A 15315-nucleotide genomic window follows, 5' to 3' on the forward strand; every position below is an offset into this window, starting at 1 on the left:
CGCCGTCGGCCCGGTCCGGTTCCCGAGTGAGCGGCACGGACACCCGCGTCGCCCCCGCCGCCACCCTGCGCACGGCGGCCGGAGGCGAGTCCACCCGGTGGGTCGCCGCGCGCTGCCGTGAGGTGCCCTGGCTGACGGCCGCCACCGTGTTCACCACGGTGGCGGGGGCCGCGCTCCAGGTGCTTCCGGTGCTCCTGCTGGGCCGGGTGGTCGACGGTGTGGTCGAGGGCGACGGGCGCTCGGTCCTGGTCACGACCGGGATCCTGATGGCAGCCGCCGCGCTGCTCGGCGCGGCGGCCACCGCGGTCTCGACGTACCTGATCGGACGGCTCGGCGCGGATCTCCTCGCGCAGCTGCGGGAGGCCGCCGTCCGGGCCGTGCTCGGGATGCCCAGCGCACGGATCGAGCAGGTGGGCCGCGGAGACGTGCTGTCCCGGGTCGGCGACGACGTGGCCGTGCTCTCCCGAGGCATCCGCACGGCCATCCCCACGGTCTTCTCGGCGGGCGTGCTGGTCGCCATCGCCACGGTGGGCATGTTCGGGCTCGACTGGCGACTCGGGCTGGCGGGCGCCGGAGCCCTGCCCGCCTACGCACTCGCCCTGCGCTGGTACCTGCCCCGGTCGGCCCCGCTGTACCAGCAGCAGAGGGTGGCCCAGGCAGACCGCGCACAGGCGCTGATCAGCGGCCTGAACGGGATCGACACCGTCCGGGCCTACCGCCTGGAGGGTGCCTTCCGTGAGCAGGTCACCGACAAGTCCTGGCGCGTGCGCGAGCTCGGTATCCAGGTCTTCCGGATCTTCGGCCGCTTCGTCGGCAGGGAGAACCGCGCCGAGTTCATCGGGCTGGTCCTGATCCTCGTGGTGGGCTACGTCCTGCTGGAGACCGGCGCCGCGACCCTGGGCGACGTCTCGGCGGCGCCCCTCATGTTCCACCGGCTGTTCACCCCGCTCGGCGCCATCATGTTCACCTTCGACGAGGCGCAGAAGTCCGGCGCGAGCCTCACCCGGCTGGTCGGCGTGCTGGGGGAGTCCTCCGAGCGGCGACTGGTGGGCGACGCTCCCGTGGCCTCCGGTGGGCCCGTGCCCCACGCGGTGACGGTGGAAGGACTGACCTTCGGCTATCCCGGAGCCGAGGAACCGGTCCTACGGGACGTCAGCCTGTCGATCCCGGCCGGCGGATCGCTCGCCCTGGTGGGAGCGACGGGCGCGGGCAAGTCCACGCTGGCCGCGCTGATCGCCGGCATCGGTACCCCGCAGGCGGGATCGGTCCGTATCGGGCCGCACGACCTCGCCGGCCTGGACGAAGCGGGCGCGCGGGCGCTGGTGAGCATCCTGACGCAGGAGACGCACGTGTTCTCCGGTCCGCTCGCCGAGGACCTGAGGCTGTCCGCGCCTGCGGCGACGGACACCGAACTGATGGACGCGCTGCGCGTCGTGGGAGCCCGTCCCTGGGCCGAGGAACTCCCCGACGGGCTCGACACCACGGTCGGTGAGGGCGGCGAACGCCTGGACGTCACGAAGGTCGCCCAGATCGCCCTGGCCCGGCTGGTACTGAACCAGGCGGGGGTGGTGGTGCTCGACGAGTCGACCGCGGAGGCCGGCAGCGAGGGCGCCGCCGAGCTGGAGAAGTCCGTGCGGGCCGCGTGCTCCGGCCGGACCACGCTGTTCGTGGCGCACCGGCTCACCCAGGCGATGGCGGCGGACCGCATCGCCGTGCTGGACGCGGGACGCGTGGTGGAGCAGGGAACCCACGAGGAACTGGTCGCCCTGGGCGGCCGGTACGCGCGCCTGTGGCGCGCCTGGCGCGAGGGCAGTTAGGCACACCCTGGGTGGGAGATCCTCCCACTCTCCTACGCTGGAAGGACGACGAGTCTCCGATGACGGATCCCACTGCTCGCACCGTGCTGCTCTCCGCCGCCGGTCTGGACGACGTACGCAGGCGGACCGGGGACCACTCCGACCGTACGATCACCGAGGCGTGCGCCATCGGGCTGTCGTACTGGGCGACGGGCACCAGCCCCGACGGGATCGACCTCACCCCGTCCACCCTGTTCGCCGACGTGCTCCGGTGGGTCGGCGAGGGCGGCACCGCGCCCGCCGGCTGGGAGGTCGGGGCGGACGGCCGCAGCATCCGGGCCTCCGCGGACGTGATGCCGCCCGACGCGCAGCTCGCCCTGGACGACCTGACCGACTTCCCCGACCGGCCGTTGGGCACCATCGCCCCCGTCGGCGCGGAGGCGCGGCTCAAGGCCCTGGACGAGTGGAACGACACCGGGGCCGACCGGCTCCGCCCCACCGTCGTCGAGATGTTCCAGGAGCAGGCACGGTCGCGTCCCGACGCCGTCGCGATCGTCGACGAGCACCGGTCGCTGACGTACCGGGAGACGGCGGAGCTCTCGGCACAGCTGGCGCACCATCTGATCGAGCGCGGGCTCACCTCCGAACAGGTCGTCGGGATATCGCTGGGCCGGTCGGCGGACATGGTCGTCGGGCTGCTCGGGGTGCTGCAGGCCGGATGCGCGTTCGTCCCGCTCGACCCGGCCTGGCCCGCCGAGCGCCGGGCCGTCGTCGTCGAGGACGCCCGCATCGTGCTGCAGCTCAACGACTCGGGCGAGCACCGGGACGGCGAACCGCCCGCCGCGGCCGTCGACCTCGGCGCCTGGCGGTACGCCTCCTGCCCGGCGGGGCCGACGGGCGTCACCGTCCCCGGAGCCGCCCTCGCCTATGTGATCTTCACGTCCGGCTCGACCGGCCGCCCCAAGGGCGCGATGATCCGTCACGAGGCCATCAGCGAGCGCCTGTTGTGGCAGTCGCAGGAGATCCTCGGCTTCGGCCACGACGACGCCTCCCTGTTCAAGGCACCACTGTCCTTCGACATCTCCATCAACGAGATCTTCCTGCCGCTCGTCCGCGGCGGCCGGCTCGTCGTCCTGCGTCCCGGCGGCGAACGCGATCCCCAGCACCTGCTCAGCGTGCTGTCCGAACAGCGCGTCACGTTCACCTACCTCGTGTCCTCCATGCTGGACGTCCTGCTGGAGATGACCGGCGACTCCGGCCGGCTGGACAGCCTGCGGCACGTCTGGTGCGGCGGTGAGGTCCTGACCCCTGAGCTGTACGAGCGCTTCCGGACCCGCCTCGACATCCCGATGTACCACGGCTACGGCCCGGCCGAGACGACGATCGGCGTCTCGCACGTCATCTACCGCGGCGAGGCGGAACGCCTGTCGACGTCGATCGGCAAGGCCAACCCCAACACCCAGCTGTACGTGCTCGACGACGAACTGCGCCCGGTCCCCGTCGGAGTGGGCGGCGAACTGTACGTAGGAGGGTTCCTCCTGGGGCGCGGCTACGTCAACGCCCCCGGCCTGACGGCCTCCCGGTTCGTCGCGAACCCCTTCGCGGGGGACGGGTCCCGGCTGTACCGGACCGGTGACCTCGCACGCTTCGCCCCGGACGGGTCGCTGGACTTCCTCGGCCGGGCCGACAACCAGATCAAGATCCGCGGAATGCGGCTGGAGACCGAGGACGTCGAGGCGGGGCTCGGGGAGCACCCCTCCGTCCGGCACACCTGCGTCGTCGCGAAGAAGAACACTGCGGGCGGCACCTACCTGGTGGGGTACGTCATCCCCGTCACCGGCAGCGAGGCGCTGCGGGGCGACGAGGTCACGGCGTGGGCGGCCGAGCACATGGTGGACTACATGGTGCCCGCCCACATCGTCGTGCTGAAGGAGTTCCCGCTCACCGCGAACGGCAAGATCGACCGGGCGGCGCTCCCGGAGCCCCGCGTCGGGGCCGGCCCGTTCGTCCCGCCCTCCACCGAGAACGAGCGCGCGGTGTGCGAGGCGGTCGCGACCGTCCTGAGACTCGACGAGGTCGGGGTCGACCAGGACTTCTTCCGGCTCGGAGGGGACAGCATCCTGGCGATCTCGCTGCTGAGCGCACTGCGCGCCGCGGGCCTCCACGTCACGGCACGGCAGATCTTCACCCACAGCGTCGTGGGGGCGCTCGCCGCGGTCGTGTCCCGTGAGGACGTCTCCACGCTGGGACACGACGACGTGGCCACCGGACCGGTCGTCGGATCGCCCGTCGTCCAGTGGCTCGGCGAGACCACGGACGCCGTCGACGGCTTCGTGCAGTCGGTCGTGCTGAACACCCCGGCGGACCTGACCGCCGGCGCCCTCGACGCGATCCTCGGCGCGGTGACCGCGCGGCACGACATGCTGCGCGCCCGGCTGGTCCGCGGCGACCGCTGGAGCTTCGACATCCCGCAGGCCGGCCGCGCCGCCGTGGGATGGCAGGAAAGCGGTCTGCCACTCGACGCCTGCGTGGCGCTCGCCACGGACGGGCTCGACCCCGAGAACGGCACGATGCTGCGCGCCGTCTGGCGCCGCGAGGCACGCGAACTCGTCGTGGTCGTCCACCACGTGGTCGTCGACGGGGTGTCCTGGCGGATCCTGATGGAGGATCTGGCCACCGCCTGGCAGCAGTTCGCGTCCGGGACACCCATCGAGCTCCCTCCGGTGGGCACCTCCTTCCGGCGCTGGACACAGCTGCTGGAGGGCGCCGACTTCGAGGCGGACCGTGCCGTCTTCGAGCGCCCCCTGCCCGGGGCCGACCACCCGGTGGGCCGGCGCGCGCTGTCGGCGGCCGACACTGTCGCCCGCGAACGCACCCGGACCGTCACCGTGGGCCCGGAGGTCACCGCGGCCCTGCTGGGGGAGATACCCGCGAAGTTCCATGCCGGCGTCAACGACGTGCTGCTGACCGGGCTCGCCGTCGCCCTCGCCCGGTGGCGCCGTGACCTCGGGCAGGACCAGACGTTCGCACACGTCGAACTCGAAGGACACGGCCGCGAAGCGCGGTTCGTCGCGGACGGCGCCGGCTTCGAGCCGGAACTCTCCCGGACCTTCGGCTGGTTCACCACCCTCTTCCCGGTGGTCGTGGACCCCGGTGCGACGGCCGACCCCACCGACCCCGCGTACCTGGCCGCCGCGCTGAAGGCCGTCAAGGACGACCTCGCCCGGGTGCCGGGCAACGGTCTTCCCTACGGCGTCCTGAGGTACCTGACCGACACCGGGCTCGACACCCCCGCCCCCCAGGTGCTGTTCAACTACCTGGGCCGCTTCGACTCGGGCACGGCCGGGGACTGGCAGTTCGCCGGCGCCGCGGGCCAACTGGGCGAGAAGCGCGACCCGATGATGCGCCTGCCGCGGGCCCTGGAGTTCAACGCGATCGCCGAACCCGCCACGGACGGCGCGTACGAGCTCGTCACCACCGTCTCCTGGCCCGACGGAATGTTCACCCACGAGGACACCGCGGCCATCTGCTCCTACCTGTACGAAGCCCTCACCGGGCTGGCCGCCCTCGAACAGGGCGGCCACTCGGCCGGCGACTTCCCCCTGGTGCCGCTCACCCAGGGCGACGTGGACGCGCTGGACGGACCGGCGCTGCTGGACATCCTCCCGCTGACCCCGCTGCAGGAGGGCCTCTACTTCCACTCGGTCTTCGACGACGACTCCGCGGGCAGCTACGTCGAGCAGCAACTCCTCACGCTGGAGGGTGAGGTGGACGCGGACAGGCTCGCAGCGGCGGCGACCCGGCTGCTCACCCTCTACCCGAACCTGGCCGCACGCTTCGTCGCCCTCGCCGACGGCCGGGTGGTCTCCGTACTGGAGAGCGGGGTGGAGGCGCCCTTCACCACACTCGACCGACCCGGCATCACCGAAGCCGGGATCCGCGAGCACGCCGAGCGGGACCGGCGGGCCGGGTTCGACCTCGCCACCGGCCCGCTCATGCGGTACACGCTCATCCGCGGCGGTTCCGGAGCTTCCGGACGGGCCGTGCTGGTGCAGACCGTGCACCACATCGTCGCCGACGGCTGGTCCGTCCCCCCGATGCTCCGTGCCCTGCTGGCCGAGTACCACGCACCGGGCAGCCGGTATCCGCTCGGCGGCTTCCCCGACCACGTACGCCGCCTCGCCGGGATCGACGACGAGGAGAGCGACCGGGTCTGGCGTGAACAGCTCGCCGGCCTGCCCGGCCCCTCCCTGGTCGCCGACGGCCACACCCCCTCCGACCGGTTCGCCGACACCGCGGTGGTCCCGGAGGACGACATCGACGCGGCGGTCCGCTCGGCCGGCGTGCCGCTGAGCGTGGCGGTGCACAGCGCCTGGGCCGTGACGCTGGGAGGCATCCTGCAGGGCAGGGACGTGGTGTTCGGTTCCACCGTGTCCGGCCGTGACGCGGAGCTGCCCGGTATCGAGGACATGGTGGGCCTCTTCATCAACACCATCCCGCTGCGAGCCCGTTGGGACGCGACCACCCGTGCCCGCGACCTCTTCACCTCGGTGCGGGAACACCAGAGCGCGGTGCTGGCGCACCAGCACGTCTCCCTGGCGAGGACCGGCCGCCAGCCGGGCGGGGGCGCCCTGTTCGACACCCTGGTCGTCTTCGACGTCGCGACCGATGTGGACGCACTGCGTCGGCCCGGCGACGAGTTCGCCGTCACCCGCATCGTGAACGAGGGAGCCCCCCACTACCCGCTGACCCTGGTCGTGGAACGCACCCCCGACGGCCGGGCGCGCTTCAACCTGATCTACGACGAGGAGCTGCTGCGCGAAGCAGGCGCCCGGTCCGTCCTCGACACGTTCGCCCGCACCTTCACCGGCCTGCTCGCACGGCCGGACGCCCTCGTCGACGACCTGGCGCCCGACGCCGGCCGCAGCCCCGCGCCCTTCGCCCCGACGACGCTGGGCGCCCTGTTCGACGCCGCGGCAGGACGCGACCCCGCGGCCACCGCCGTCACCCACTGCACCCTCGACGGCGCAACCCGGTCCCTGACCTACGGCGAACTGGCCTCCGCGAAGAACGAGCTGGCCTCGGCCCTGCGCGCGGCCGGTGTCGGTCCCGGCAGCCGCGTCGCCGTCGCCGTCCCACGCTCCCTGGACCAGGTGGTCGCCCTGGTGGCGATCGTCAGCGCGGGCGGGGCGTACGTACCCCTGGACCTCGCGTACCCGGACCAGCGGCTGGAGTACATCCTGACCGACGCCGCCCCGCAGGTGGTCCTCGTCGACCGTGACCAGCGGGACCGCTTCACGGCGCTGCTGGACCGGGAGGCAGGACCCTCGGCCCGTGTGCTCGTCCTGGGTGAGGAGCTTCCCCAGGAGGACGGAACCCCGACCGGAACCCCGGTGGCCGGATGGCACGATCCCGCCTACGTGATCTACACGTCAGGATCGACCGGCCGCCCCAAGGGCGTCGTCGTCCCGCACGCCGCCGTGGTGTCGCTGCTCAGGAACACGCAGCCCGACATGGGCTTCGGTCCGCACGACGTGTGGGTGCAGTTCCACTCCTACTCCTTCGACTTCGCGGTCTGGGAGCTGTGGGGCGCCCTCGCGCACGGCGGTGAACTGCTCGTCCCGGACTACGCCCTGACCCGCTCCCCGGTGGACTTCCACCGGCTGGTCCGCGAGCGCGGAGTGACCGTGCTCAACCAGACGCCCTCGGCCTTCTACCGGTTCGTCGAGGCCGACCGGCACGCCGGGGAGCCCGTGGGCACGCTGCGCCGGATCATCTTCGGCGGCGAGGCACTGGACCTCGCGCGGCTGCGCGGCTGGGTCGAGCGGCACGGCGCCGCCTCGCCCGAACTGGTCAACATGTACGGCATCACGGAGACCACCGTCCACGTCACCCACCGGGTCCTCACCGACGAGGACTTCGCGGGCGACGCCAGCCCCATCGGCGGTCCGGTTCCCGGCCTGACCACCTATGTGCTGGACGACCGGCTCCGCCCCGTGCCGCCGGGCCGCGCGGGCGCCATCTACGTCGCGGGCGACCAGGTCTCACTCGGCTACCTGGGCCGGCCCGGGCTCACCGCCGGCCGGTTCGTCGCGAACCCCTTCACGGCCGACGGATCCCGCATGTACCACACCGGTGATCTCGCCCGCCGCACCCTCGACGGGGAGCTGGAGTTCGTGGGCCGCGCCGACGACCAGGTGCAGCTCAAGGGGTTCCGCATCGAGCTCGGCGAGGTGGAGTCCGCGATCAGGGAGTTCGACGGCGTCGTCGACGCGGCCGTCACGGTGGCCGACAGCGAGGACCACCTGGTCGCGCACGTCGTGGGCCGGGTGCCCGACGACCTCCCGGACCGCCTGTCCCGGAAGCTGCCCGTGCACATGGTGCCTGGCCGTGTGATCGAGGCCGAGGCCCTGCCGCTGACGGTCAACGGAAAGCTGGACCGCGAGGCGCTCACCGAGCGTGCCGCGCGCGAGAGCGCACCGGTGGGGACGGACGACTCCGCGCTCCCCGTCCTCGTCGACATCTTCGCCGGGACGCTGCCCGGCGACATCGCCGTCGACGCTGACACCGACTTCTTCATGGCCGGCGGCGACAGCATCGTCGCCATCACCGTGATCAACAGGGCCAGGGCGCTGGGCCTGTCGATCGCTCCGCGGGACGTGTTCCTCCACAGGACACCGCGCGCGCTCGCCGAGCACCTCGCCTCGCGCGCACCGCGGTCCGTCACGCCCGCGTCCGCCCCCGCGACCCGGGAGGACGGGCCGCTGGCACCTACGCCGATCATGCTGCGCCAGCGCGAACTGGGCGGCTCCCTGATCGGGTTCGCCCAGGCCAGGACCGTCGAGGTGCCCGAGGGCACCGGGTTCGCGGAGGCCGGCCGCGCGGCGCGGGCAGTCGTCGCGGCGCACCCGGCACTCCGGCTGCGGCTCGGCGTGGAGCACGGCGTGTGGTCGCTGCGCACCGAGCCCGCCCGTGAGGTCACCGTCGTCCGGACGGACAGCGCGGACGCGACGGCCGTCGCGAACGACGCGGCCGGCCGCCTGGACCCGGAGTCGGGCGACGTCATCGCGTTCTCCTGGCTGGAGCCGAGCCGCACCCTGGTGGTCACCGTGCACCACCTCGCCGTCGACTCCGTGTCCTGGCTGATTCTGCTCGACGACCTGGACACCCTTCTGCGCGGCGGGACCCTCCCCGCGCCGACCACGTCCTACGCCGAGTACGCCGAAGCCCTGACCGTCCGCGCCACGCAGGTCACCGACGACCTGGACCACTGGGTGACCACACTCAGGGCGCCCGGGCTGCTGCCCGCGATCGGCGGGATCCGTGAGACCACGGTCGTGGTCACGCCCGAGGTGAGCGACCGGCTGACGCGCACCGCGCCCGCCGCCCTCGGGATCGGCCCGACCGAACTGCTCTGCGGCGCGCTCAGGACCGCCCTGACACACGTCCAGGCCTCGCCCACCGACCTCGCCGTCGAACTGGAACGGCACGGCCGGGTCCCCGCGCTGGACCACCACGACTACTCCCGCACCGTCGGCTGGTTCACCTCCATCGCCCCCCTGCGGCTCACCGCCCACACCGACCCCCTGGCAGCCGCACGCGAGGTCGCGGAACGCCGGCCCGACGAGGCCGGACACGTCGCCTACGGCCAGCTCCGCCACCTCAACCCGCAGACTGCCCCCCTGCTGACGGTCCGTCCGCAGGTGCTGTTCAACTACCTCGGCCGGGGCAGCGAGTCCCAGGCGCTGCACCTCACCGGCCCGGACCAGGACAGCCCGTACGCCGTCGAGGTCAACGCGTGGACCGACGACGCCGGAAGCCTGCGCGCCGTCTTCTCCCTCGCCGACGGCATCCCCGACGCGATCACCGAGCACTGGCGCGACGCCCTGCACCGCCTCGCGGAGGTCTCCGCGACGGCCGAACGCACGGCTCCGGTCACCCCGCTCCAGCGCGGCCTGTTCTTCCAGGCACAGATGGCCGGCACGGCCGGGCACTACGTCGCGCAGAGCTACTTCACCTTCGACCGGCCGCTGGACACCGACGCGCTGGCCGAGGCGATGGCGTACGTCATCGCGCGGCACCCCGTCGTCGGTGCCGGCTTCGCCACCGACGACGACGGGAACCCCGTCCAGCTCCTCGCTGCCGGCCGCCGCGTGGACGTCCGTACGGTCGAGGCGTCGACGGAGGCGGACGTCGAAGCCCTGCGCGCCAGGGACCGCGACACCGGATTCGACCCGGGCGAGCCGCCCCTGGTCCGGATGACCGTCGTCCGGCTGCCCGGCGGACAGGACGGCCTGCTGCTGAGCTACCACCTGCTGCTGTGGGACGGCTGGTCCCGGGAGATCCTGCTCCGCGACCTGTTCGGCGCCTACCACGCGGTCCTGGCGGGCGAGACGCCCGACCCGGTCCCGGCGACACCGGGCTTCGAGGGCTACGCCCGTGCCCTGGACGCCCTGGACCCCGCGGTGTCGGAGCGCTTCTGGGCGGAACACCTGGCCGGACTCACCGGACCCACCCTCCTCGCCGGGCCGGAGCCGTCCCTGACCCAGGAGCTGCCGCGCGCCCTCGTGCACACCCTGTCCGCCGAGGGGTCCGACCTCCTGCGGGCGGCGGCCAGGACCCACGGGGTCACCCTGAACACCGTCCTCACCGGCGCGTTCGGCCTCCTGCTGGGCGCGCACACGGGCCGTACCGACGCCGTGTTCGGCGTGACCGTGTCCGGGCGGGAGGGCGAAGGTCTCTCCGACATCGTCGGCGTGCTCCTCAACACCGTGCCGATGTGGACGCGGGCACGGCCCGCGGACACCGTCCGGGAGTACCTCTCGTCCGTACAGGCGGCCAGGGTCGAGGCCATGGAGCACGAGCACCTGGGCCTCGGCGAGATCCAGCGGGCCGCCGGGCACGGGAACCTGTTCGACAACCTCTTCGTGCTCCAGAACTTCCTGGACATGGACGCGTTCGCCGAGATGAACGCCCGGCACGGGATCACCTCGGTGAAGGCCGACGACTCGACGCACTACCCGTTCACCTGGGTCGTCACCCCCGGCGAGCGGCTCACCGTCAAGCTGGAGCACCGCGACGACGACAGCGCGAACGCCCGCCGCCTCCTCGACGACTACCTGCGCGTGCTCGACGACCTGGCCCGCTCCACCGGACCGGTCGGCGCACTGAGCGGACTCGGACCGGAGCCGGAGCTCTCCGCGCGCACCGACATCGGCACGGACACCGTGGTCGACCGGTTCGACCGGGCGGCCGACCTGGACCCGCAGCGGGTCGCTCTCGTCGCCCAGGGCTCGGCCATGACGTTCGCGCAGCTCCGTGACCGCAGCCGCGCGGTGGCCGGTGTGCTCGTCGGACGGGGCATCGGACCGGAGACGACCGTGGGTCTCGCGCTCCCGCGCTCCCTCGACTCGATCGTGGCGCTGTTCGCCGTGCTGCGGACCGGCGCCGCCTACGTGCCGCTGGAGCTCGACCACCCGGACGAGCGGATCGCCGCCATCGTCGACGCCGCCCGTCCGGACGTGATCCTCACGGTCAGCTCGGTGTCACCCCGGCTGAGCGGTGACCTCATCGAGCTCGACCGGCCGCTCCCGGAGACCGAACCGTACGTGACGTTCGCACCGGACTCCCCGGACCGCCTGCGGCACCCCGCGTACACGATCTACACCTCGGGATCGACCGGGAAGCCCAAGGGCGTCGTCACCGAGTACGCCGGCCTCACCAACATGCTGATCAACCATCAGCGCCGCATCTTCGGACCGGTCCTCGCGGAGCACGGGCACCGCACCTTCCGCGTCGCGCACACCGTGTCGTTCGCGTTCGACATGTCGTGGGAGGAACTGCTGTGGCTCGCCGACGGCCACGAGGTGCACATCTGCGACGAGGAACTGCGCCGTGACGCCCCCCGGCTGGTCGAGTACTGCGCGGAGCACGGGATCGACGTCATCAACGTGACTCCCACCTACGCGCAGCAACTCGTCGCCGAGGGCCTCCTCGACGACCCCGCGCGGCGGCCGGCCCTGGTGCTGCTGGGCGGCGAGGCCGTCACCCCGACGCTGTGGCGACGGCTCGCCGAGACCGAGGGGACCGTCGGCTACAACCTCTACGGACCGACCGAGTACACCATCAACACCCTCGGCGTCGGCACCTTCGAATGCCAGGACCCCGTGGTCGGCGTCGCGATCGACAACACGGACGTGTACGTCCTCGACCCGTGGCTGCGGCCCCTTCCCGACGGAGTCCCCGGCGAGCTGTACGTGTCGGGCATCGGCATCGCCCGCGGCTACCTCGGGCAGCCCGCCCAGACCGCGGACCGGTTCGTCGCGTGCCCGTTCGGCGAGCCCGGCGGGCGTATGTACCGCACCGGGGACCTGGTGTCCCGAAGGCCCGACGGGAACCTGGTCTACCTCGGCCGCACCGACCAGCAGGTCAAGATCCGGGGACACCGGGTCGAACTGGGCGAGGTGGAGGCCGCGTTCGCCGCCCACCCGGCCGTCCGGTTCGTCGCCGCGGTCGCCCAGCCCGACCCCCAGGTCGACGGCTCCCATCGGCTGGCCGCCTACCTCGTGCTGAGCGGCTCCGACCTGGCGGCCGTCGCCGCCGAGGCCGGCGGCGGGCTGCCGGACTTCCTGCGCCCGACGCACTACGCCCAGGTCGACAGCATCCCCCTGACCGTGAACGGGAAGGCCGACACCAAGGCGCTGCCCGAGGCCAGGCCACTCGGCGTACTGACCACAGTGGACGAACGCGGCCCCCGCACCGGGACGGAAGAGGTGGTCTGCGAGTTCTTCGCCGAGGCGCTCGACCTGGACGACGACGAGGTGAGCGCGGTCAGCGACTTCGTGGCCCTCGGCGGACACTCCATGCTGGCCGTGCGGCTCATCGGACTGCTCCGCCGGGAGTACGGTCCTGTGGTCACCATCCGTGACCTGCTCACCCTTCGAACCCCGGAAGCGATTGCCCGCCACCTTGATGACAACTCCTGATATGCAGCGCGGCCGCCCCGGCGCGGGCATCCTCCGCACCGCCCTGCGCCGCAACTCCGGCGCGGTCGCCCGGGGGACCGTCCTCATGGGCCTCTACCAGGCGGGCGAGACCGCCTTCCCCATCGCGCTCGGCCTGATCGTCGAGCACACGATGCAGGACCGGAGCCTCGGATCGCTCGGTCTGTCGATCGCGGCACTGGCCGTGATCATCACGACCGTGTCGCTGTCGTGGCGGTTCGGGATGCGTGTGCTGCAGAAGGCCAACACGACCGAGGCGCACCGCTGGCGCGTCAAGGTGGCGGCCTGCGGTCTCCAGCCGGTGGCCAGGGACGTCGACCTGAAGTCCGGCGAGGTCCTGACCATCGCCACCGAGGACGCCGACCAGACCGCCGACATCGTCGAGGTGGTCCCGCTGCTGATCAGCTCGCTGGTCGCGGTGGTGGTGGCGGCCGTCGCCCTGGGCATGGCCGACCTCCGGCTCGGACTGCTGGTGATCGTGGGGACCGTCGCGATCCTCTCCGTCCTGAGCGTGATGTCCCGACGGATCGGCTCCAGCACACGTGAGCAGCAGGCCCGCGTGGCACGGGCGGGCGCCAAGGTCGCCGACCTGATCACCGGGCTGCGCCCGCTGCACGGCTTCGGCGGGAACCACGCCGCCTTCCTCTCCTACCGGAAGGTCAGCACCGAGGCGAAGCACCAGGCGATCACCGTCGCCCGGGTGAACGGCGTCTACGCGGGCACTGCGCTGGCCCTCAACGCGGTGCTCGCCGCCGCCGTGACCCTGACGGCGGGATGGCTGGCGTACGGAGGCCGGATCACCATCGGAGAACTCGTCATGGCCGTCGGGCTGGCGCAGTTCATCATGGAACCGCTCAAGATGTTCTCCGAGATGCCCAAGTACGTGATGATGGCGCGCGCCTCGGCCGACCGGATGGCCCTCGTGCTCGCCGCACCGCCGTCGGCATCCCCCGGACGCGACCGCCCGGCCGCCGGGGGAGACCTCGAGGTCGACGGTGTGCACCACGGGGCCCTGCACGGACTCCGGTTCAAGGTCCACGCGGGCGAGTTCGTGGCCGTCGCCGCCTACCAGCCGCGCGCGGGCGCCGACCTCGCCGCGCTCCTGGGCGCCAACGTCCCGCCCCAGGCGTACGAGGGCGTGGTGCGGGTCAGCGGCCGGGAGATCAAGGACCTGTCGGTCGAGGCCCTTCGTGAGCACCTCCTGGTGAACCCCTACGACGGGGAGATCTTCGAGGGCAGCCTCCGCACGAACATCGACCCGTCGGGAACCAGCGGGCTGGTTCCCGAGGCCGTGGAGGCGTCACTCCTGACCGACGTCGTAGCCCTCCACCGGGAGGGACTCGACCACGCCGTACGCGATCGTGGCGCGAACCTCTCCGGGGGCCAGCGCCAACGGCTCTCGCTGGCCCGTGCCCTCGCCGCGGACTCCGACGTCCTGGTCCTGCACGACCCGACCACCGCGGTCGACGCGGTCACCGAACAGCTCATCGCACGGAACATCGCGAAACTCCGCAAGGGCCGCACCACCCTCGTGATCACCAGCAGCCCCGCTCTGCTCGACGCCGCCGACCGTGTCCTCGTCCTGGACGACGGCGCCGTCACCGCCGAGGACACGCACCGCCGCCTCCTCGCCACGGACGAGGACTACTGCAGGGCCGTGGCCCGGTGACGTGCCGGGCGGGCGGTGGCTCCGGCCGGGGGCGCTGCCGTGTCAGCCCGGTCCGGCCGCGTCTCCGGGCAGGAGCCGGCCGCGGATCGCCCGGGGAGATCCGCCGAGTTCGCGGTGGCACGCCTTGTTGAAGGCCTGGAGGTCGCTGATGCCCACCGAGCAGGCGATCGCCTGGACCGACATCGTCGACTCGCGCAGCAGGTGCCCGGCGTGCTCCAGACGGCGGGCCCGGATGTAGGCCGCCACCGTCGAGCCCGTCTCGGAGCGGAAGAGCCGGGTCAGATGGCTGTGGGAGACTCCGCTGCGGCGCGCGATCTCCGGCACCGTCAACGGAGCGGCGAGATGGGCCTCGATATGGGCCATGGCCGCGGCGACCGCCCCGTGGGCACCACCCGGTCGCTCACGCCCCGCGAGCCCCGCGACCCGCCACAGCGCCGTCCACATCTCGGCCGTCGCCTGGGCCGGCGCTCCCGGCATGGCGGCCAGCGCTCGCTTCAACAGCCCCGAGACGAGCGGGGCTTCCGTCCCCGCGTCCTGCACGACGGGCACGAGGCGACGCTCCCCGGCGTCCGCCACACGCAGATGCGCGTACAGATGCTCCGACCGGCCGCGGTAGTCGAAGGCGGCCTCGGTTCCCGGCGGGACGAGGCTGACCCGTCCCGGACCGATGGCGTGCCGGCTGCCGCCGACGGTGAGATGCCCGGTCCAGTCGTACAGGTGCAGCTGCCAGAGACCGGGCAACCGGAAGACGTCACGCGGACCGCTGACGCCGTGCACGCCGACTCCGATGTTCACCACGACCGGGGGCTCGGCCAGCGAGAGCGAGACCTGATCCATGACGAAAATC

The 15315-nt window shown here is 72.6% G+C and carries 4 protein-coding genes; 3 read left to right on the top strand and 1 reads right to left on the bottom strand.

Annotated elements, in window-relative coordinates; genetic code table 11:
* The first annotated feature begins 26 nt into the window (after positions 1-26).
* The 3 genes from IA22_RS0125995 to IA22_RS0126005 are packed head-to-tail and all read left to right on the top strand — an operon-like array spanning position 27 to position 14468.
* Entirely contained in the window at positions 27-1817 is a 1791-nt protein-coding gene (locus IA22_RS0125995; protein ID WP_014152451.1) for an ABC transporter ATP-binding protein, read from the top strand.
* Positions 1818-1876: 59 nt separating this feature from the next.
* Positions 1877-12781, top strand: coding sequence for a non-ribosomal peptide synthetase (locus IA22_RS0126000; protein WP_030125014.1), 10905 nt, complete (start codon positions 1877-1879; stop codon positions 12779-12781).
* Entirely contained in the window at positions 12768-14468 is a 1701-nt protein-coding gene (locus tag IA22_RS0126005; RefSeq protein ID WP_030125015.1) for an ABC transporter ATP-binding protein, read from the top strand. Before IA22_RS0126000 ends, IA22_RS0126005 begins: the two co-directional genes overlap by 14 nt.
* 42 nt (positions 14469-14510) lie before the next feature.
* Here IA22_RS0126005 and IA22_RS0126010 read toward each other — a convergent pair whose 3' ends face one another.
* Positions 14511-15305, bottom strand: a complete 795-nt coding sequence (locus IA22_RS0126010) for a helix-turn-helix transcriptional regulator (protein ID WP_030125016.1) — start codon at positions 15303-15305, stop codon at positions 14511-14513.
* Positions 15306-15315: the final 10 nt, after the last annotated feature.

The sequence above is a fragment of the Kitasatospora papulosa genome (assembly GCF_000717245.1).
Lineage (GTDB): Bacteria > Actinomycetota > Actinomycetes > Streptomycetales > Streptomycetaceae > Streptomyces > Streptomyces papulosus.